This window comes from Aeromonas sp. 600282, assembly GCF_049175755.1.
Lineage (GTDB): Bacteria > Pseudomonadota > Gammaproteobacteria > Enterobacterales > Aeromonadaceae > Aeromonas > Aeromonas veronii_A.
The window spans coordinates 23,988-46,011 of record NZ_JAAKVR010000008.1 but is presented as its reverse complement, the minus strand read 5'-3'; the positions used below and the strand labels follow the sequence as shown (position 1 = coordinate 46,011).

General features: G+C 50.3%; 17 protein-coding genes. 5 read left to right on the top strand and 12 right to left on the bottom strand.

The genetic code is table 11. The features are described 5' to 3' along the window. The first annotated feature begins 61 nt into the window (after nucleotides 1–61). From recN to G5137_RS09510, 5 genes are all read left to right on the top strand, one after another. Entirely contained in the window at nucleotides 62–1,726 is a 1,665-nt protein-coding gene (gene recN / locus G5137_RS09530) for a DNA repair protein RecN (RefSeq protein WP_376901386.1), read from the top strand. A 307-nt stretch (nucleotides 1,727–2,033) separates the two neighbouring features. Next, complete coding sequence (locus G5137_RS09525; RefSeq protein WP_376901387.1) at nucleotides 2,034–2,924, top strand: manganese-dependent inorganic pyrophosphatase; 891 nt, start codon at nucleotides 2,034–2,036, stop codon at nucleotides 2,922–2,924. Between the two features lie 247 nt (nucleotides 2,925–3,171). Then, nucleotides 3,172–4,335, top strand: a complete 1,164-nt coding sequence (gene macA / locus G5137_RS09520; protein ID WP_421205812.1) for a macrolide transporter subunit MacA — start codon at nucleotides 3,172–3,174, stop codon at nucleotides 4,333–4,335. Continuing rightward, nucleotides 4,332–6,305, top strand: a complete 1,974-nt coding sequence (locus tag G5137_RS09515) for a MacB family efflux pump subunit (RefSeq protein WP_216979164.1) — start codon at nucleotides 4,332–4,334, stop codon at nucleotides 6,303–6,305. The genes macA and G5137_RS09515 overlap by 4 nt, the downstream gene beginning before the upstream one ends. 2 nt (nucleotides 6,306–6,307) lie before the next feature. Beyond that, complete coding sequence (locus G5137_RS09510) at nucleotides 6,308–7,672, top strand: efflux transporter outer membrane subunit (protein WP_323912944.1); 1,365 nt, start codon at nucleotides 6,308–6,310, stop codon at nucleotides 7,670–7,672. A gap of 569 nt (nucleotides 7,673–8,241) precedes the next feature. Here G5137_RS09510 and G5137_RS09505 read toward each other — a convergent pair. The 12 genes from G5137_RS09505 to G5137_RS09450 form a co-directional block, all read right to left on the bottom strand. Next, nucleotides 8,242–8,652: an H-NS family nucleoid-associated regulatory protein gene (locus G5137_RS09505; protein ID WP_216954269.1), complete on the bottom strand. Its 411-nt coding sequence runs from the start codon at nucleotides 8,650–8,652 to the stop codon at nucleotides 8,242–8,244. A gap of 460 nt (nucleotides 8,653–9,112) precedes the next feature. Further along, nucleotides 9,113–10,840 carry a PglL family O-oligosaccharyltransferase gene (locus G5137_RS09500; RefSeq protein WP_323912946.1) on the bottom strand — a complete coding sequence of 576 codons (1,728 nt, stop codon included), beginning with the start codon at nucleotides 10,838–10,840 and terminating at the stop codon, nucleotides 9,113–9,115. Between the two features lie 17 nt (nucleotides 10,841–10,857). Further along, nucleotides 10,858–12,138 carry a sugar transferase gene (locus G5137_RS09495; protein WP_323912947.1) on the bottom strand — a complete coding sequence of 427 codons (1,281 nt, stop codon included), beginning with the start codon at nucleotides 12,136–12,138 and terminating at the stop codon, nucleotides 10,858–10,860. Nucleotides 12,139–12,156: 18 nt separating this feature from the next. After that, a complete protein-coding gene (locus G5137_RS09490; RefSeq protein WP_421255283.1) occupies nucleotides 12,157–13,290 on the bottom strand; it encodes a glycosyltransferase family 4 protein in 1,134 nt (377 codons plus the stop codon). After that, nucleotides 13,287–14,381 (bottom strand): glycosyltransferase, encoded by a 1,095-nt coding sequence (locus G5137_RS09485; protein WP_227340921.1) that lies wholly within the window; start codon nucleotides 14,379–14,381, stop codon nucleotides 13,287–13,289. The genes G5137_RS09490 and G5137_RS09485 overlap by 4 nt, the downstream gene beginning before the upstream one ends. 1 nt (nucleotide 14,382) lies before the next feature. After that, on the bottom strand, nucleotides 14,383–15,150 hold the full coding sequence (locus G5137_RS09480; protein WP_323912953.1) for a glycosyltransferase family A protein: 768 nt from the start codon (nucleotides 15,148–15,150) through the stop codon (nucleotides 14,383–14,385). A gap of 8 nt (nucleotides 15,151–15,158) precedes the next feature. Next, entirely contained in the window at nucleotides 15,159–16,415 is a 1,257-nt protein-coding gene (locus G5137_RS09475; protein WP_323912956.1) for a lipopolysaccharide biosynthesis protein, read from the bottom strand. A 30-nt stretch (nucleotides 16,416–16,445) separates the two neighbouring features. Then, a complete protein-coding gene (locus tag G5137_RS09470; protein WP_421208014.1) occupies nucleotides 16,446–18,431 on the bottom strand; it encodes a polysaccharide biosynthesis protein in 1,986 nt (661 codons plus the stop codon). Beyond that, complete coding sequence (locus tag G5137_RS09465; RefSeq protein WP_216954282.1) at nucleotides 18,428–19,453, bottom strand: MraY family glycosyltransferase; 1,026 nt, start codon at nucleotides 19,451–19,453, stop codon at nucleotides 18,428–18,430. The genes G5137_RS09470 and G5137_RS09465 overlap by 4 nt, the downstream gene beginning before the upstream one ends. After that, on the bottom strand, nucleotides 19,453–20,403 hold the full coding sequence (locus G5137_RS09460; protein ID WP_421255326.1) for a UDP-glucose 4-epimerase family protein: 951 nt from the start codon (nucleotides 20,401–20,403) through the stop codon (nucleotides 19,453–19,455). The genes G5137_RS09465 and G5137_RS09460 overlap by 1 nt, the downstream gene beginning before the upstream one ends. A 19-nt stretch (nucleotides 20,404–20,422) precedes the next feature. Next, nucleotides 20,423–21,547, bottom strand: coding sequence for a glycosyltransferase family 4 protein (locus tag G5137_RS09455; RefSeq protein WP_421208013.1), 1,125 nt, complete (start codon nucleotides 21,545–21,547; stop codon nucleotides 20,423–20,425). Beyond that, nucleotides 21,525–22,013: a GDP-mannose mannosyl hydrolase gene (locus G5137_RS09450; protein ID WP_421255282.1), complete on the bottom strand. Its 489-nt coding sequence runs from the start codon at nucleotides 22,011–22,013 to the stop codon at nucleotides 21,525–21,527. Before G5137_RS09450 ends, G5137_RS09455 begins: the two co-directional genes overlap by 23 nt. Between the last annotated feature and the right edge of the window lie 11 nt (nucleotides 22,014–22,024).

Below are 22,024 nucleotides of genomic sequence, written 5' to 3'. Positions count from 1 at the left end.
ATATAAGACCAGTATATACTGGATGCATACACAGTAATGTTGACCTATACAGGATGAGACCATGCTGACCCAGCTGACCGTCAACAACTTCGCCATCGTCAAGTTTCTCGAACTCGATCTGCAACCGGGCATGACCTGCATCACAGGTGAGACCGGCGCCGGTAAATCCATCGCCATCGATGCTCTCGGTCTCTGCCTTGGAGAGCGGGCCGAAGCCGGCATGGTGCGACCCGATAGCGACAAAAGCGAGGTCAGCGCCCGCTTCCTGCTGGACAACAACCCGGCCGCCCGCGCCTGGCTCGCCACCAACGAACTGGAAAACGAAAGTGAATGTATCGTGCGGCGAGTCATCTCAGCCGAGGGCCGCTCCCGCAGCTATATCAACGGCGTGCCCGTGCCCCTCACCCAGCTCAAGAATCTGGGCCAGCTGCTGGTCAACGTACATGGTCAGCATGCCCACCAGATGCTGCTCAAACCCGACTACCAGCTCGCCCTGCTCGACGGCTATGCCGGTCACCATCTGCTGCTCGACGAGGTGCGCCAGCACTATCAGCAGTGGCGCCAACTACAAAACGAACTGAACCGGCTCAAAGCCGAGCAGCAGCAGCGAGAGGCTCGTCGCCAGCTGATCGAGTATCAGGTGCAGGAGCTGGACGAATTCGCCCTGCAGCCGGGGGAGTTTGAAGATATAGAAGAGGAGCACCAGCGTCTGGCCAACGGCACCGAGCTGATGCAGGAGTGCGGCGCTTGCCTCGATCTGCTCTATGACAACGAAGAGACCACTATCGCAGGGCTGCTGCAATCGGCCGTCGATCGGGCCGAGGGGCTGGTCAGCATGGACAGCCGCCTCACCCCGGTACTGGAGATGCTGAACGAAGCACTGATCGGGGTGCAGGAGAGTCACAGCGAACTACGTAGCTACCTCGATCGGCTGGAACTGGATCCCGAACGTTTTAACGAGCTGGAGGCCCGCCTCTCCAAGGCGATCAATCTGGCCCGCAAGCACCACGTCAAACCGGCGGATCTGGCCCTGCACCATCAGGAGCTGGCCTCGGATCTCGCCCGCCTCAACTCTGACGAAGAGCGGCTAGAGGGGATGGAAGATGAGCTGGCCGAGGCCCGTCAGGCTTTTGTCCAGGCCGCCGAAGCCCTGAGCCAGAGCCGTCAGCGTTACGCCCAGGAGCTGGGCGCCAAGGTAACCAGCAGCATGCACGAACTGGCAATGCCCGATGGCCGCTTTGCCATCGAGGTGCGCCCCGATGCCCAGAGCAGTCTGTCACCACTGGGTATAGATCGGGTGGAGTTCATGGTCACCACCAACCCGGGCCAACCGATCCAGCCCCTTGGCAAGGTAGCCTCAGGCGGTGAGCTGTCGCGCATCAGCCTTGCCATCGTGGTGATCAGTGCTCGCAAGGTCTCAACCCCGACCCTGATTTTCGACGAAGTGGATGTGGGGATCAGCGGCCCAACTGCCGCTGTGGTCGGTCGCCTGCTGCGCCAGCTCGGCGAGTCCACTCAGGTGATGGTGGTCACTCACTTGCCTCAGGTGGCAGGCAACGGCCACCAGCATATGGTGGTGAGCAAGCATACCGATGGCAAAACCACCGAAACCCAAATGAGTGCCCTTGATGAGACCGCCCGTCTCAACGAGCTGGCACGCCTGCTCGGTGGCGACCAGATCACCGACAACACCTTGGCCAATGCCCGCGAGCTGCTGCGTCGATGAATCAGGTGATAAAGCCAATTTGCAGCGATGGCGACTGATAGCGCTGACCGAACATGCTGACTGCGCAGGCACAGGCGAGAGCTATGGCCTGCGCAGCCAGTAATAGCCAATAGCCAATAGCCAATAGCCAATAGCCAATAGCCAACTGTGAGCACCGAACTCGCGTCAGGATTACCGACCCAGATCAATAAAATGGCGAGTTAGGCGAAGCTGGCAGCAACATGGGCGTGGATCCGGTTGCCTTCATGTGGCGGATTTCGCATAGTGTTGCCCCCCTTTATGGGTATCCAATTGTGAGGCTTTGTCTATGATCCACGTTTTTGGTCACAAGAATCCTGATAGCGACAGTATCTGCAGTGCGCTGGTTATCACCGACTGGCTCAATGGCCAGGGCCGTCAGGCCACCCCATGGCGTCTGGGTGACCTGCGCACCGAAACCCGTTTTATTCTGGAGCAGGCTGGCGTCAGCGAACCCGAGTTGCTGACCAAAGATCTGACCGGTGAAGATGTCTGGCTGGTGGATTTCAGTGATCTGGAACAGGGCCCTGCCACACTGGCACAAGCCAATGTACTGGGTCTGGTGGATCACCACCGTCTCGGCACTCTGGTCACCCAGTCTCCGCTGGATGCGTGGATCCGGGCTGTCGGCTGCACCTGCACCATCGCCTTCGATCTGCTGAGCCAGCAAGGTACCGTGACCCGCAGCCAGGCTCGCCTGATGCTGGGTGCCATCATGAGCGACACCCTCTGTCTCACCTCGCCGACCACCACCGAGCAGGACAAGATCGCCTGCGAGCGTCTGGCACCGCTGGCCGAAGTATCGCTGGCCGAGTTCGGTCAACAGCTGCTGATGGCAAAAACCGACCTGCGCGGCCTCACTCCTGCGCAGTTGCTGCAGCAGGATGAGAAAGCATTCCAGGCCGAAAGTCTGAGCTTCATCATGAGCCAAATTGAAGTGGGCAGCGAACAACAGCTTGCCGACCAGATTGACACTCTGCTGCAAGAGATGGCACACCGTGTTGAAGGCGAAGGGCTCGACTTCTTCGTGCTGATGGTGACTGACCTGACGGCCGCAGCCAGCCGTATCTACTTTACCGAGCACCCGAAAGTACCGGCAGAGTCCAGCTACCACCCGGGCTTTGTCAGCCGCAAGAAGCAGGGTCTGCCCTGGGTGATGGACCTGCTGGCCAAGGCCTGATCCTACCTCGCCATCACCTATTCCAAAGCCCTGCCTCTGCGCAGGGCTTTCTCATCGCCACCGCCAGCCGCACTCCCCCTCTTGCTGATCATCTTGCTCACCACTGCGGCCTCTCGCTTACTCCTTTCTCGGCTTATTGACAGTTAACCCCATAACTTTGCTTACATATTTGCGGCTGTTATTTATCAGGGCTTTGCTGCAGGATAATCGCCGCGCACAACCTTTTCCGTTTCCATTCAGGTGACCGATGAACATAACCCCCAAGCAGAGAACCCTGGCCATCACAATTCTGATCGCCGTGGTGCTCCTCGGCTGGCTGCTCTGGCCCAGTCAACCACCCAAGGCGATGCTGACCGCTCAAGTGACCCGCGAGGATATCGCCCAGACCGTACTGGCCAGTGGCGTGCTGCAGGCCGTAGAGCAGGTGGATGTGGGGGCCCAGGTCTCCGGTCAGGTTACCAAGCTGGCCGTAGAGGCCGGTGATCAAGTCAAGCAGGGAGACCTGCTGGCCGAGATCGATCCCCTGATTGCCCAGAACAACCTCAAGACGGCCGAGGCGGAGCTTGCCAGCAACCGCGCCCAGCTCAAGATCAAGCAGGCGCAACTCAAACAGAACGAGCTCGCCTGGCGGCGCCAGCAGCAGATGTTCAAGCAGGAGGCGAGCTCACGGGCCGATCTGGAGAGTGCCGAGGCACTGCTGGCAGTCACCCGCGCCGAACTGCAAAACAGCCAGGCCAATATCGACAACGCCCTGATCAAGGTTGATAGGGCCAAGACCGAGCTGGGCTACACCAAGATCCTGGCGCCGATGGATGGCACCGTCATCAGCATTGTGACCCGTCAGGGCCAGACCCTGGCAGCCAGCCAGACGGTGCCGACCGTGCTCAAGCTGGCCAACCTCGAGACCATGACGGTCAAGGCGCAGATCTCCGAAGCTGATGTCACCAAGGTCAAAGCCGGCATGCCGGTTTACTTCACCCTGATCGGCGACCCGGATACCCGCTATCAGGGTACGCTTCGCGCCGTGGAGTTAGCGCCTACCAACATCAACGATCAGGCCACCACCGGCACCACCACCAGCAATGCGGCTGTCTACTACTACGCCCTGTTCGATGTACCCAATCCCGACCATACCCTGCGGGTTGCAATGACCACCCAGGTGACCATAGTGCTCGGCGAACGCAAGCAGGTGCTCACTGTGCCGCAAACCGCCCTCGGCAAGTCGCTGGGTGATAACGAGTATGAAGTCACCCTGATCAAGGACGATGAAACAACCGAAACCCGCCATATCAAGACTGGTATGAAGGATGAGATCCGCATTGAGGTGATCAGCGGGCTGAGTGAGAAGGAGGAGGTGCAGCTCAATCACGGTGCCCCCGCCGACAATGATGAGATGGCGGTGATGCTATGAGTGAGCCCCTGAACCAGCTGCCGTTGATCCAGCTGAAAGGGGTCGAGCGACGCTACCAGAGCGGCGACAGCGAAGTCACCGTGCTCCACCCTCTTGACCTCACCATCACGGCAGGAGAGATGATCGCCATTGTCGGCGCGTCCGGCTCCGGCAAGTCGACCCTGATGAACCTGCTGGGTTGTCTGGATAGCCCGAGCGGCGGCCAGTACCTGTTTCGCGGACAGGACACCGCCACCATGGATGCGTTGGCGCTGGCCCGACTACGCTGCCACCACTTCGGCTTTATCTTTCAGCGCTACCACCTGCTGCCCCACCTCGATGCCGCCGCCAACGTGGAGATCCCAGCCGTCTATGCCGGCACCAATCGCCCGGATCGCCAGGCACGTGCGCGTCAGCTGCTGGGCAGACTGGGTCTGGCCGATCGCAGCCACCATACCCCGGGCCAACTCTCTGGCGGTCAGCAGCAGCGGGTCAGTATCGCCCGGGCGCTGGCCAATGGCGGCGAAGTGATCCTCGCCGATGAACCGACCGGCGCACTGGATAGCCAGAGCGGCAAGGAGGTGATGGCGATCCTCAAGGAGCTGCACGCTCAGGGCCATACCATCATTCTGGTCACCCACGATATGAACGTGGCCAGCCATGCCGACCGGATCATCACTCTCAAGGATGGTCGGATTGAACAAGATAGCGGCCCCTGCCAAACGGCGGTGTTGGCTCCAGCCACCGCTGTAGCCCCTCAAAAAATAGCGCCCACTAAAGGCGCCATGGGCCACGATTGGGATCGTTATCGGGAAGCGGGACGGATGGCAATCCATGCCATGCTAGCCCACCGGATGCGCACCTTCCTCACCATGCTCGGCATCATCATCGGCATCGCCGCCGTGGTGAGTGTGGTGGCGCTGGGGCAAGGGGCGCGCGCCAAGGTGATCGACCAGATCAATGCGATGGGCACCAACACCATCGAAATCTTCCCGGGTAAAGGATGGGGCGATGAGAAGATGGCCAGCATCCAGACCCTCAACAAGGGGGATCTCGATGCCCTGTTGGGGCAACCCTATCTTGCGGGCGCCAGCCCCGAGATCGGCAGCTCAGGGCAGTTGCGCTATCGCAACAAGACCAACAGCGGCAATGTGACCGGGGTCGGTAACGACTATTTCAAGGTAAAGGGGATGACGCTGGTCAGTGGTCGCTTACTGGAGTGGCAAGATATCCAGCAGCGTGCCGCCGTTGCCGTGGTGGACAAGAAGAGCATCACCAGCCTGCTTGGCAAGGAGGAGCCGGTCGGCAAGGTGGTACTGGTCGGCACCTTGCCGGTGCGGATTGTCGGTGTGGTTTCGCAGGAGACCGGCTTCGGCCCCACCAGCCAGTCGGTCAATATCTGGCTGCCCTACAGCGCGGTGATGAGTCGCCTCATCTCGCAGCACCACTTCAGCCAGATCACCATCCGGGTCAAGGACGGGGTACAACCGGCGCTGGCCGAGCAGGCGGTGATCGAGCTGATCACCAAGCGCCACGGGGTGAAGGATTTCTTCACCTTCAGCAGCGACAGCATCATCAAATCGGTGGAGAAAACCACCGCCACCATGACCCTGATGGTCTCGGCCATCGCGGTGATCTCGCTGATCGTCGGCGGGGTGGGCGTGATGAACATCATGCTGGTGTCAGTGGTCGAGCGCACCCGCGAGATCGGCATTCGCATGGCCGTGGGCGCCCGCCAGTCGGATATTTTGCAGCAGTTCCTGATTGAAGCTGTGATGGTGAGCCTGCTGGGGGGTATCTTCGGCGTCGGCCTCTCGCTAGGCATTGGTGCGCTCTTTGCACTGCTGGTGGACTCCATCAAGATGCAGTTCTCGCTCTTCTCCATCCTGATGGCCTTTGGCTGCTCGTCACTCATCGGGATCCTGTTTGGTTACCTGCCGGCACGCAATGCGGCGCGGCTCGACCCTGTTGTCGCACTGGCGAGGGAATAACAATGCACAAACTCTCCTGGCTGGCTCTCTCTATGGCCCTCAGCGGCTGTAGTCAGCACAGCACCTATCAAAGACCCGAGTTGGCGATCGCCCCCACATGGCAACAAGCAGAGGGCGCCCAACTGGCTGCGCAGGCTGGCCTCTGGTGGCGGGAATTTCATGATCCCCAACTCGACAAATTGGTCGAGGCGGTTCTAGCCGCCAACCCGGACATGCATGTGGCGGCCCTCAAGCTCAAAAGCGCCAGACTGGGCGCCGAGCAGGCCGATACCAACCTCACCCCCTCGGTCAATGGCACTATCGCAGCCAGTGGCAACAAGGATCTGAAAAGCGGCAAAGGCACCAACAGTCTGGGCCCCTCGCTGAGCCTCAGTTACGAAGTGGATTTGTGGGGCAAGCTTGCCTCGGTGCGAGATCAGGCAAGCTGGGAGGCGGCGGCAAGCGAGCAGGATCTCGCCAGCACCCGACTCCTGCTGATTGGCAATACTCTGGAGCAGTATTGGCAGCTCGGCTATCTCGGCTCTGCCATCGCACTCGGAGAACAGCAGCTGGCCAACCTGACGCGAACCGAGCAGCTGACCCAAACCAAATACCAGGCAGGCGCCATCACCCGACTCGATCTGGCGCAGGCACGCCAGCAACTGGCAGGCAAGCAGGCTGAGCTGGCCTCCCTCAAGGCGCAGCAGGAGCAGGCTCGCAATGCCCTGCGTCTGTTGCTGGGCCGCAGCAGCGGGCCGCTGGAGTATGCACCCGCTTCCCTTGCAAAGCAGGCCATTCCTGAACTTGCGGTGGGTATTCCGGCCGATGTGCTGGCCCGCCGCCCCGATGTCAAAGCGGCCGAATTGCGGCTGCGCAAGACGCTGGCTAAAGGGGATGAGATCCGCACCAGCTTCTACCCCAGCCTGACCCTGACCGGCAGCGCCAGCACCGCATCCGATAGATTGGCGCAAGTGCTGCAAAATCCGGTCGGTACGCTGGGAGCCAGCCTTGCCCTCCCCTTCCTTGAATACAACCGCACCCAGCTCGCCATTGAAAGCTCGGAGCTGGATTACCAGATCGCCGAAACCGAGTTTCGCAAGCAGCTCTACACTGCACTGGTGGAAGTGGAAGACAATCTGGCCGCCCGCCACTATGGCCAGCAGCGACTCGATTATCTGCAGGAGCAGCTGAGTTATGCCCGGGAGGCCGAACGACTGGCCAAGGCTCGCTTCCAGGCGGGTGCGACCGGCGTGCAAGCTTGGCTTGATGAGCAGAACCGACTGTGGGATGCCCAGCAGAGCCTGCTGGCACAGCAAAAAGAGCAGCTCACCACCACAGCCAAAATCTATCGCGCCCTGGGTGGCAGCGATAGCGTGACGCCCCGATAGCGCTTCACCTGGCTATCCCCCACTCTGCCTACAGAGTGGGGAATATCATCGCCATAGACCATACAGAATTTCCTCTCCCACACTGCAGCCGAACTTCATTGCCCATTATCAGGGGCAGTCATGGCAGCGCAGCCAATTACATGCATCGGCGACCCTGAATATACCGGCCATACCTTGCGGCTCTCTCTATACCTAACGCCCCCTGACCGGAGATAACGATTACCGGATATTCCATCAGCAGAGAGCTCTACTCTTGCCGAACGACGCACCGTGAATCGTGAATCGTGAATCGTGAATCGTGAATCGTGAATCGTGAGAAACATATCCGAAGCTCGTATCAGCACAACGCATACAAATAGCGATATCGCTTTGGTGAGCCACAGGACAAAATTAATCGTAAACAACGAATGATATTGAGTAAAGGAACTGCGGGTAAGGCGAGAGAGAAAGGATACAAACGAGGAATGCAGATAACAATGAGGTGGAAATACTGGTTGGATAACCACGAGTAAAACGGCAAAAATAATGCCGCCCGAGGGCGGCATTATTCAATCTCTGAACCTGACGAATTAGATCAGGAAATCGTTCAGGTCTTTACCCAATGCGACTTGAGCAGCAATGGCTTTCGGCATACGGCCTTGACCGGTCCAGGTTTTTTCCTGGCCATCTTCTTCGTACTTGTATTTAGCCGGACGCGGAGCTCGCTTGCTCTTGGCAGCGCCAGTTGCAGCAGCCGGAGCAGCGGCAGTCGCCAGTAGCTCACGAGGATCAATACCAGCCTGCTGCAGCATTTCGGTGAATTCATTCAGCTTGCGCTGACGCTCTTCCTGTTCAGCACGCTCCTGTTCAACAGAATCGGCGCGCTCTTGGTAAACCAGGTCAAACTTCTCTTTAGCTTCCAGCAGTTGCTCAAACGGCAGCTCACGAACAGCCGCACGCAGACTGCGAATGTTCAGCAGAACTTTCAGAAACTCGTTCATTATTTCCTCACAAAAAGTCGGTCACAGGGATTACCGTGTCAGAATAGCATGGACAATTGATAACAACATACCGTTTTCTGTATTTACACTCCTTTTTTTTTATTTTTCACTCACCATACTCTCTTGACGCGAAGCGTGATAACAAATCAATGCTCAGTTGTGATTGCTATACAATCTGACAGATGATGATCTCAGATATTACAGGGCTCATTAATATCCCACTGCATGCAGTCAGAAGATTCTCTTTATAGTGACACCCGATATGCCCTCCCCCCCCCGCCCAGTTACCCATCAAGGTGAAATAAAAAAGCCACAAAGCAATTCCTCAGCAACGACGACTTAAAAGGCCATAACTTTTATCCATAAAAATCATGAGCTTACAACACCAACCCATATATCTAAAGACAAATAAACAATCTGTTTTTTAACATAACCGATCTTACCCGGTTGTTAAATTACGCTAATTTGCGCGAGCATTACTTTGTGCAGATTGATCAACACCACTGATCACCGGTATAGCTACAGAGCCACTCAGCAGAGGTTCCGCAGGATAGAGTCTGAGCGCTTCCAGACGCATCGTATCGGCTGCCTCTTTGCGACCCAGAGCGTTAAGTGCTGTCACCATATTGGCGTATATATTAGCTCGTGGTGTATGAAGTACGAAGTCCTGCCCCCACTCCAGATAAGCTTCCAGTTCATCCTTGTTGTTTGTCTGCAAACCGACCATCAGACGAACCGAGTTCACATCAAATTCAACTCGTGTCAGCCATGCCATAGGATTGATAATCTCCAGCAAGAGCGTCGGCTCCTTATAACCTCCCCGCTCGTATTTGGTGACGACCCAGGCAGTATGAAGGGCTGTCAGCATAAATGGGACAATCAATAGAGGGATAGCTATTGCCATAAATCGGAGCAACAACCAGGGGCGATACTCAATGTCCAACCACGATGGGCTACCGCAACTCACGAAACGGGTTTCTTCAATCTCGGTGTCAACGACATAGATCAGCGTCAGCAACAACCACCACAACACGATTGCATGGTAAAGGGGATATTCCGTCTGAGTATGGAGCAATATCGGTGTCACCAGGGCAAGCAGTGCCATGGCATTTACCCAACGCACCTTCGTCAGGCGCCACAATAATGCGCCCCCCATAATCACCATACCAACCATGGGAGCCACCCCTCCCTCAACAGCCCAATAAAGGAATTCGTTGTGGGGATGGTCAAGATTGTACTCAATCTGCACCATAGATGGATTCAGCGCCTTATCAGCCATGTAGTGATGGAGAAAAACAGATTCAAAACTGCCGTATCCCCAACCACTCCATGGTGCTTCGGCAATCAGCTTGGCTGCATAAGGCCAATAAATAGATCGCATACCACCAGATTGATAAATCTCCAACCCGCGCTTTGCTCCTGCCATCCAGTACTGTGATAGCAGGCCAAGGGCCACCGCAAAAATAACCAGTGCCAACATACGCCATAGCACTCGATGGCGATGGAGTTGCGGTATCAATAAAAACAGAGCTAGCAGACCGCCAAGTTGACCCACTCGGGATTGCAAAACAACCAGCAACAGTGTTGCTGATAGAATGACGCCATAGCGCAGAGCCATCAGCAAACGACCACCCTCTCGGCGTAATTCCAGCCAAATAGCAAGGGCAAGACCAGTTGCCATAAAGGTTGCCATCACGTTTGGCTGTTGAAAGATCCCGTAAGGACGATTGGTTTTAGTGTCGTAGCCAATCCAGTTACCGGGTGTCAACAGATAGAACTGTATCAGACCGAGCAAAGCCTCCATCGCGATCGCTATCAGGACGATATAGAGCAAGCGATCACGCTGCAACCGATTGAAGCGCCATTGATAGAGCCCGAATAAAAACAGCAGACCAGCAAAAAGCCCCAATAATCTTGGAATGGCATAATCCCTGAGTGCAAAACCTGGATAGAACATCGGCAGCAGTAGCAAGAGTGCCCCTATCCATAAGCCCGCTTGTAATGGAGAAAAGAGCAGACGCTGGCGTAACGTCACTTGCCACAATCCTAATCCAATAGCCAGCGAGGCAAACACCCATCCCCATGCGTTAAAGGGCAGATATAGCCCTGCTCCTCCCGGGTTGTGCATAAAAAAATGCACTCCAAGTAACCAGTATAATGAAGATAAAATCCAATACAAGCTGCTCATATATTATTTCCGTATACTCAACGAGCCCCAAACCCTGTCAGCATTGTTTTAATAGTTTTGATTACTATTAATAGATCAAGCCAAAGCGAAAAGTTTCTAATATAATAAAAATCATATTCTAATTTTATACGAGTACTATCTGTATCAGCTGAGTAGCCATGCATCACCTGAGCCCATCCACTTATACCAGGACGAACCATATGACGATACATATAGAATGGTAATTCAAACTCAAACCTCTCCACAAAAAAACGCTGTTCAGGCCGTGGACCAATCAAGCTCATATCCCCTTTAAGAACATTAAAGAATTGCGGGAGCTCATCAATTCTATATTTACGAATAAAATTACCAACACGAGTAATCCGTTTGTCAACCTCCTGAGCAAAATATGCATTGTCTGATGATGAACTGTCATGCATACTACGAAATTTATATATTACAAAATCTTTATTACCCAGCCCAACTCTCTTTTGCTTAAAGAAAACAGGGCCAGGGCTTTCCAGCTTTATTAATATTGCTGTTATAAGTAACACCGGCATAAAAAAGGGGAGTGCAATTATAACAACCAAAAGATCAGCTAGTCTTTTTAAAAAGAAATAAAACAACGAGGGAATAGCGGAACCCAAGTCATTTTCATATAATTGCTCAACGCTCACTCGGCCTGTTAATGATGCATATATAGTTTTGCTGTGATAGATTGGTATCCCTAACAAAACGAAATCAGTTAATAACCTTTGCCATTCACTCGTCAAATCAGATGAGTGAAGGTCAGCAACTACGGCATTACCACAAAACAGAGAAAAATCTGGTTTGTGAAGAATATTCCATTCAACAGCAGTCAAGGCACACAGTTTCTGATAATTACCAACCGGGATGATGGAATACTTAACCTTGCCAGATCGTGCCCCTAAGTAATAAATAAGCCAGCAAGATACTAAAACCAATATATACGAGCTTATAATTACTGGCCTACTATACTCAAGACGAAACAGCAGCAACACACCGAATAATATTCCATACACAGCGGTTACTGTTGGAATCATATAAGATAAAGCATTAACTCCAGGATAGCAAAGCACTCGACTCAGGAAAAAACCAGCAGTAATACATGTTATAAAGATTCCTAAAAGTGAATTTATTTTTACATCATCAAGGAAATTCCAAAAGTCCTCGCCCCAAAACAAAAATGCAGGTAATAATGTTGACACCAAGGATGTAAAAAAGAACATTATTGTATAATTAAACCGTACAAGGTCATACCAACGACCACCATATGGATAATAGCTATTATTTATCATGAAATACTCATTTAGTTATCAACCACAGGGGTGAGCGCCATCGATATGCTGAGCCAATATGTCAAAATATATGCCAATGATTTTTTTCTCATCGAATCTGGCACTAACTAATTGCCTCCCAGCATTACCCATCAAGGTTCTTTGAGCTGTAGTCATTCGTATGAATGTCATCATCGCATCAGCCAATGATGAAACATTTCTAGCTTGACAGAGTAACCCGGTTTTCTCATGTAGCAGTACATCTCTACATCCAGGAACATCGGTAACAATAATTGGCTTTGCCATTGCAGCAGCTTCGATCATAGTTCTTGGCAATCCTTCGCGATAAGAAGGTAACACAATACAATCACTTTCCATTATGATAGGCCTAACATCATGTGTAGTACCGAGATATTCCAGCACACCGTCATTGATCCATTCATGCAACTGTGCATATCCGATCGCTCGTGGGTTATCAGCCTGAACATCGCCTAGCAATTTAAACTTTATGTTTGGATGACGAATATGAATCTGCTTTGCGGCTGCTGCATATTCTCCAATCCCCTTATCCCATAACAACCGCGCAATGAGCAAAAAACTAACCGAGTCATCTTCAGCAAATTTTTCTGAAGGATAAAAAAAACTCAAATCAACGCCCTCGCCAGGCAGTAACAGAGTCTTTCTTTCATCTACCAACTGTCTTGATACAAATTCAAGGCGATCATCTTCATTTAAGAAAATGACTAGCTTAGGATATTTAAAAGCGAATTTATAAAGCAACCTTACTACTTTGGGCACCCAACCATCATTCATAAAGGCATATCCTAACCCAGTGGTTATAGCCAAGGCAGGTGTGCGACAAAGATGTGCAGCAAAAGAACCATATATATTTGGTTTTACCGTATAATGGATAATTAAATCCGCATTAATTTTTCTATATATTTTTACGAAATCAAATATTAATTTTAGTTCAACAATTGGGTTGACTCCTTTAGGGGATAGTGCCAACGGTATAAATGAACACCCCAAATCACAGAGCGAAAAAACTGTATTATCAGGTGGAGCAACAATGGTTATGCGATATCCATGTTGTATAAGTGCAGATAATAATCCGCGGCGAAAATTCCACATTGACCACGCTGTATTGCTCACCATACAAAGATGTTTGCTCATGTGTAGTCCTGGTACAAATTTAACCAACGCAGACAGATAGTCTCTATTGAATAATGGCTAATAACCCGAATCCGAGCCTCCCTAGTCATCACCTCTCTCTCAAGCGGCGAAAGCATCATAGCCTGCTCAATCGCGGTAAATAGCTGCTGACTATTTTTAGAGGGGACAAGCAATCCAGCAGAGCCAACCACTTCCCTCACTCCACCACAATCGGTAGCAACCACTACCCGCTCAGTAGCCATAGCCTCAGCCACAACTAAACCAAACCCCTCCCAAGCTGATGACAACACAAATATATCTGCTGCACTCATCCAATCTTCAACATCATAGCGCAGCCCCAAGAAATGAACTCGCTCGCTAATCCCTTGTGCGCTAGCGATTGTGGTTAAGTATTCTTTTTCCTCACCCTCACCTATGATGACCAACTTAACATTATTGGATCTCGAAGATAACATCGCAAATGCAACAAGCAAATTTGTATAGTCCTTGGCAGCGGTCAGTCTGCCTACTGAAATTAACAATATGTTATTGTCATCAATCCCAAGCTGAGAGCGTAATTTATTTCTGACTGTGGCGTTAAAATAAAAACGCTCCGTATCAATACCATTATACATGACTTTCATTCGCCCGGCAGATACCGCACCTTGTTTAATAAAAGCCTCAACTGCTTCTTGGCTTACGTTTGTGTTAAGATCACATAACCTTTCGGTAAGCCGGTATGCCAATATCCGCCACCCTCTTCCCTCATTAACACTATGTGCAGAGCAGATAAGCTTCGGAAATGATACAAACAATCGTAATAACCGAGCAAAAATATTTGCATGCACCATATGGCTATGCACCACATCCGGTTTATATTGATTAAGTAACCTGATCGCCTGCCAGTATGCTTTGAAAACACTAAATGGAGTTTTCCTCATCTGCAGTGAAACGATGTTTGCTGCAGTCGAATGTGGGCGATTGCTAATTTCACCGGTCATCGAGATAATTAATATATGGTGGCCCAACCTAATAAATTGATCTGCCAAATCGCACACTTGTCGTTCAGCGCCCCCCATACCAAGGCCTGTGATTACCATCGCAATTTTCATGCTATTTCTTCAACCAACAGTAAAGAATGCACTGGAGACTTCTGACACATGCTTTGACCTTGCCGAACAATCGAGTATCTCGGATCACCTGGTCTCGATAAAACAAACCAAAACCACATGGATTACTTCTTAGATTTTTTTTAAAATTTGAGGTGTAGCCATCAGGAAGATATTCACACAAGTATATTACTTGGTCTACATAAAAAACTATCTTACCTATATCGGCAATTTTATTCCATATATATAACTCTGGTACAAACTTTTCGCCCGGGAACTGAGGAAAAGGAAACTCACGCATAACATTAGTGCGAAAAACATAAGCCAGGTCACCTTGTAATATATGCCCTGCCATGATGGGCTGCATTACCATTGACTTGCTCCATGCGGTGTCGGAGATACCAATTATATGACCAGATAATGTTGCTTTTCTAAAACACATCCCAACAAATTCCGAGCCAATATGATTCATAACATCATATAGCTTGGCAACAGCATCACCAGTTAATAAGTCATCACTATCCACAATGATAATCCAATCACCGGTCGCATGAACCACACCTTCATTTATAGCGCGATGCTTCCCTCCATTTTCTTTATAAAAATAATTGATTGGAAAGTCAGATTTAACTCTATAATCAAAAATAAGCTCGGCGGTACCATCAGTGCTACCGTCATCGATTACAAGCCATTCAAAGTCCCGCCTTGTCTGCTGACACAAACTGTCATACAACCTTGGTAAAACATATGCTCTGTTATAAGTTGGCGTCATTATTGTTATCATTGCACGACCTTACACACGCAACCTTTATATTGATGAATGAAGTATATCGACATCGTCGCAGCCATCATCAAAAAAGCATTAGTTATGTAAACGATGTAAATGTCACCGGAACGAAATACTTTTAGCAACAACCAATAGTTGAACATGCTTATAATTAAGAGAAAGAACCACTTGCACATTATCAAAAAATATTTTTTGTCACGGTATAACCGTTGCATTAAAACGCTATCCACAGCGAAAAAAGAAAGCGCAGGCAACATCATAATGGCTAATTCTGCTGCTAACTCATAATCTTTTCCAAAGATAAAATAGACAATTTCATGTAGCCATAACCAACCCATTAATTGCAAGATACATGCAACTAATAACAGCCCTAAACAGACCGTATGTATTTTTTTTACTCTGCGCCCATATAACATCATTGGGGCTATAGACTGCACAACTATACCAAGTACAAGTACGCCCTGCTCTAGCATTTGACTAGCTACACCATACATGGCTAGTTGTTCATACCCTAAGTAATGCTCGATGAAAAAGCGATCAATTCTCATATAAATCAGCATCAGCATTAATGGGACCCAGAGCGCCCCACCTCGACTTAACATTACCACTGCCACTTTTTTATGCCAGTCCCAGATGCCACCTCTAAAATAAATAACACAACACAGTGACATAGCTAAAAACATTGCTTCTATTGCCCTGCTTGAATAGATGATGAAATAAGATGAAAGTAAAAGAGCGAGGCTTACCAAAAGCACCCTTAATAATAAAATTGCAAGACGAATCGCTACAACAATACCTATATTTGTGGTGGCTTGATAGTAGTTGGCTATTACTGAAAATGGTTCATTAAAAATGAGCGCCAGTGCCAATAGCATCAGCATTAATCTTACATCTTGATCTGCGACAATAAAATTTGCGTAGACTAATGTGACAAGCAAAGCAACCAAAGCGAAAAGTAGACGAAAAACAAATACTGAAGATAGTATCTTCCAACGCAAATGAGGATGCCGAACTAATGCCGGAACAACAACTTCCGAGCCGGCAATCAATGTAACTGATGACAATAAAATGACGGCATTGAGCGAATATAGCCATTTTCCATATAATGACACACCGAGTAGATGACTAATTACCCCCTCGCAAAAAAAAACCAACCCAATGGTCACCATTTTTTCAAATAATAGAATACTAACATTAGTAATAATTGCGGCATATTCTCGATAAAATGCCACAACCAGGCCTAATCGCATCCAAGTTGCCTCATTATAGAAACAGGTAACTCAATTTCTAGCCAGCAAAAAATTAACATTGTGTACTGGTAGCTTCACGATGTTCTCCGTTATTGTATGCTGCTGCTTCGCTAGCCACACCAGATCACAGATACCATCCGTCGGTTCGAATGCAGCAGGAGCATGCATCAGGATCTCGCGCACTTGCTGTTGATCAAAACGGTGACAAGCATCATCCAGCGAGGCCAGCAAGGGGCGCAGTCGGGACCAGGGCAGCCAGCTCTCTTGTGCCACCATGATCCTGGGGTGTTCGGTTCCTCTGGCATCATCACCAATCAGTAACTCTTCGTAGAGCTTTTCGCCCGGCCGCAACCCCGTCACCTCTATGGCGATATCACCATCGGGACGCTGCTCATCACGCAGTGTCAGGCCGCTGAGGCGTATCATGCGCTTGGCCAGCTCCATGATCCGTACCGGTTGCCCCATATCGAGCACAAAGACGTCGCCCCCCTCCCCCATGGCGCCGGCCTGGATCACCAACTGGGCAGCCTCAGGTATCGTCATGAAGTAACGGATGATATCGGGGTGAGTCAGGGTGATAGGCCCCCCCTTATCTATCTGCTGTCTGAATAACGGCACCACTGAGCCGGAAGATCCAAGAACATTGCCAAAGCGCACCATACAAAAACGGGTGCTGTGCTTCTCGCGGGTCAAGGCTTGCAAGATCAATTCGGCCAGACGCTTGCTGGCCCCCATGGTATTGGTTGGCCGCACAGCTTTATCGGTAGAGATCAGCACGAATGTTTCCACCCCTGCCTCAATGGCCGCCTGTGCCGCATAAAGAGTGCCGAATACGTTGTTACGTACTCCTTCAATGATATTGAACTCGACCAGCGGGACATGTTTGTAAGCCGCGGTATGGTAGACGGTCTGGATCCTGAAGCTCTGCATCACCGTTTTTAGACGATGCTGGCGCTGTACTGAACCCAATAACGGCACCAGCTCTGTTTCGATCTGCTCGCGCTGACACTGTTCACGCAGATTCTTATTTAAGGCATAGAGAGCATATTCAGATAGCTCGAACAGAACCAAGGTGGACGGTCGGCACCGCAAGATCTGGCGACATAACTCAGAACCAATGGAGCCACCGGCACCGGTTACCATGACCGCTTTGCCTGTGATATTGGCTTCCATTAATTTTGTCACCGGCTCTACCGGATCTCTGCCCAACAGATCGTCGATGGAAACCTCATTGAGCTGATCTATGCGAGCCGAGCCATTGACCAGATCGGCCATTCCCGGGATAGAGAGTACTTCGCAAGAGAGGGGCTCAAGTGCATTGATCACCTCCTGACGACGCGCTCTGGTGCTGCTCGGCATAGCCAGCAAGATCTTCTGTACCCCATGGTGGTCAATCAGGGCTGGCAACTGAGCACTGTGATAAACGGTACAGCCCTGGATCACGCATCCCTGTTTGGCGGGATCGTCATCAATAAAGGCGACGGGATAAAACTCATTACCTTGCAACAAGGCCATTTGAAGCTGTCGACCCGAAGAACCCGCGCCATAGATCAACACCTGGGTACGAGCCAGACGGGTGGTATTGAGCAGCGCCCGGAAAAACAGCCGCACACCACCAACCAGCAGCACCAAAAAGGAGAGATAGATAACAGATACCGTTCTGGGCAGAAAGATATCAAAGTAAAATGCAGAGAGAACAAAGAAACAGGTTGAAAGAAATGCGCCTAGCGAGATTGTCCATAAGACCCGAAAGCTGACATATCGGAGTACTGCGCGATAGAGCCCCAGCCGTACAAACAAACTGATGCTGACAACGATAATTGCGCCAAGGAGTGCCCAGTGATGAGGGCTATCGATGGGCCAGTTATGTTCAAGCCGGATCCAGTACGCTCCCCAATAGGTCATGGTGATCAAGAGCATATCAACGGCGACAGAGATGACACGCTTACTGGCTCGTGATAGGGAGCCCAGGCAACTCAGTAGCCAGCCCCCTCCGGGTAAAAGCTCATTTCTCATTCTGGTACTCCTGCATTCAGGTGATACGCAAGAAAGGCTAACGGCAAGTAGGCAATGACCAGACCGATCACACCATCGAGCTGGCCCAATACAATCATGACAGCGATCGGCGCAAGCCAGAGGCTATTTAAAACAAGCACAGCCAAGGTCACGTTTCGATGACTTTGCCAACGTCTCGCCAGATATTGATAGCCATGAGTACGATGCGCCTCGCTCAGACGACATTTCAGACGATAGCGATTCAGTAACGTCCAGGTCGCATCAACCACAAAGACTCCGAGCATGACGAGCCATGCCCACAGGAATTGAGGCGCAGAAGCGGCATCCAGCAGCATCAGGGAAGCCAGCATCAAGCCAAGAAAACCGCTGCCACCATCCCCCATAAAGATCCTGGCGGGCGGAAAATTCCAGCACAAGAAGCCAGCCGCCGAAATCCCCAGTAGCAGGATCAAACTGGCAGACGACCACTCCCCCCCAACCAGATAGTGAAATAACGTCATGAACAGACAGACGACAACGGCTTCACCTGCCGCCAAGCCATCGATGCCATCCATAAAGTTGTAGAGATTGATAAACCAGATCACCCCCAGCCAGACCAGCAGGTAACCAAACCAGGCCAGATCGAGCTGCCAACCAAAGAAGGTCAGCGCTGGCAAACCATTAACCGCAGAAACCACCAAAGCGGCCGCCATGCTCTGCACAATCAGGCGGGTTCGAGGCTTGAGAGAGATGTGGTCATCGATAAAACCAACCAATGCAATGCCCAGCGCCGCAGCCCATATCAATGCAAAGCTGCTCTGGGATATGCCGGCGGGCAGTGGGATCAGGGTAACAAACAACGGGGCTGCCAGCAGAAAGGTCGCCACGATAGCCATGCCACCGCCTCTCGGGGTAGGCACCTGATGCGAACTGCGATGATTGGGTTGGTCAAGCAAGCGGGTCTGGGCGTAGCGCCTGAGCAGGCCGGTCATGGTAATTGAAAGAAAAAGACAAAATATCGACAACAAAACAAATGCCAGCATCAAGACGACTCACTATGGATTGACGCCATCAGAGATAAGGTCTGAGAGAGCGAATAGGGTGCCGACCATTGTAATCGGCTCTGAGCCTTGCGGGTATTCATTTCCAGAGAGCCATAAATCCGTTGTAGCTTGGCATCAATCCCCAAACAGCGTCCAAGCACTCTTATTACTCCTGGTGGGAGATAAAAGAGCCGACAGCTAACGCCTTCTGCTTCTGCAATCGCCGCCAACAACTGAGACGTCGACACTGCGACAGGATCTGCGACTAAAAAGACCTGATTCACTGCAGCCGGGTGCGCCATCGCATGGGCAATAAAGTCACACAGATTAGGTAACGCCAACAGGCTACGCGCATTGGTCAAACGGGCAAAAGGGAGCGGGATCCCTTTGCGCACCCAGGTCATCATGCTGGCAAAGTTAGCCTTCACTCCTTCTCCATAGATAAGAGGAGGACGAATGATGGTTACAGCCATACCACACTCTTTCGCGAGTGCCATCAGCCCCTGTTCCGCCTCATACTTCGAGCGTCCATAGGGATCTTCTGGCGGACTTTGCACATTCTCATCAAATGGATTGCCAGGCTCGGTCTGCTCGCCATTCACTTTTATCGAACTGATAAAGATGAAGCGCTTCACCCCTGCCTCAGCCGCTTGTCGAGCAAGAGCGAGGGTGCCCTCTGTATTCACCGCTCGAAAAGCCGCCAAAGGATCTGTCGCGGTTTCCGACATCACATGCACCCTGGCTGCACAGTGAACAACCACATCCACCTGTTGCAATTGGGCTGTCCAGTTTGCATCGGCAGTCAGAGAGGGAGCCTGAACATGGTAAGAAGCCAGCGGGTGACTTCGCACCGCTCCTTTAACATTCGCCCCCAGCGCCAGCAAGTGTTCACAGACCGCCTTGCCTACAAATCCGTTGGCACCTGTGACAAGAATTCTAGGTATGGACATACAGTTTGAGATAGGCATTTCAAGATGAATAATAATTTGAGATAACCTTTTCATATAACGTCATATATTTATCAATCATGACGTCGGCAGTAAAGTTATGTTCAAATCTAGCCTTTGCATTTTTCCCCATACGCTCAGCTTCATCTTGATCATCCCATAACTTTTTCATTGCAGATGAGAGAGCCTCACTATTTGCAGGCTCAACTGCCAAGCCGGTTTCACCATGCAGATTTATATATGTAGTGCCTGTACCAATTTCGCAAGTAATCATTGGCTTACCATACATTGATGCCTCTAACAAAGTCATACCAAACGCTTCAGAACGCAGATGAGATGGAAATACCACAGCGTAACATAACTCCAGTAAAATATTTTTTTCAGCGTCACTTACTGGACCAACAAACAACGTATTTTTTAATCCTAACTTATCCGCCTGAGACTTCAACTCCTTTTCACATGGGCCTTCACCAATTATTATCAAAGGATAATCAAGTCCACGCATAGCATCAAGGACAAATGACAACCCCTTATAATATCGTAAAAATCCGATAAAAAGAAAAAAACGCCCTTTTATTTTATCATTCCATTTATTCGATAACGATAGTTCTGCATAACTTGGAGATACCTTTTCCAGACCGAATGGTATCACCTCAACATCCTTTTTTAGGCTAGAGAGAACAGGGCTGGTCTTGACATAATTGGGTGAAGAAGCGACCACAGCATCAACTTTATTTAGAAAAGACATCATCAATGGCTTATAAAGTTGTAGCAGGTATTTTTGTTTGACAATGTCAGAATGGTAACTGACCACTGTCGGCTTTTTAGGATTAACCCAAAAATGAACGAGATCCATATAGGGCCACGGAAAATGATAATGAATAATATCAGCTTTCTCAGCCAGTCGCCTGAATTCGACAATCGCAGACCATGAAAAACCAGTCGAAGCTATATAAAAATCTTCTTTTGCAGCATGCACACTATGATTAGCGATGTTAAAATTTCGACCAGCATTCTCAGCACTTAAGCATAATACATCAACCTCATGCCCTCTTTTTACTGCACCTTCCGCAAGCTGATATATGACTTGTTGCACACCACCGTAAGCATCTGGATAATATGTTTTAAAAAAATGAAGAATTTTCATTATCTTCCAAGCCCTTATCTAAAAAATAGTTCTTTGTGTATTGATGAACATCTGGTGATGCAAGAAGGTCTACTATATCAAACCATTTATACTTTGAATGCTGAGCAACAGAGAATGAATTTATATCATGGTCTAGTTCTATTGAATACGCTAAAACAACATAGTGAGTTGGAGTCATAACGTCATAAAAAGAATCTTTATAAAAATGCTCGTAGACTCCAATAAATTTAGCTTTCGAACTCTGTAACGTCACACCAAGCTCATTCTCAGCAACTCTTTTAAAGGCATCTAATATAGCTTCTCCCTTTTTTATCCTGCCCCCCAAAACAAACCAATGATCGGCTGCAGGTCTATTTCTTCTGAGACCGAGAAGATATCGCCCTGAACTATCAGAAATCACCAGATCAATCGAGATTAAGGGGGTGTTTTTTATTGTTTTTAAAAAATCATCATCCGTAAGATGCATATCTCGCCCCA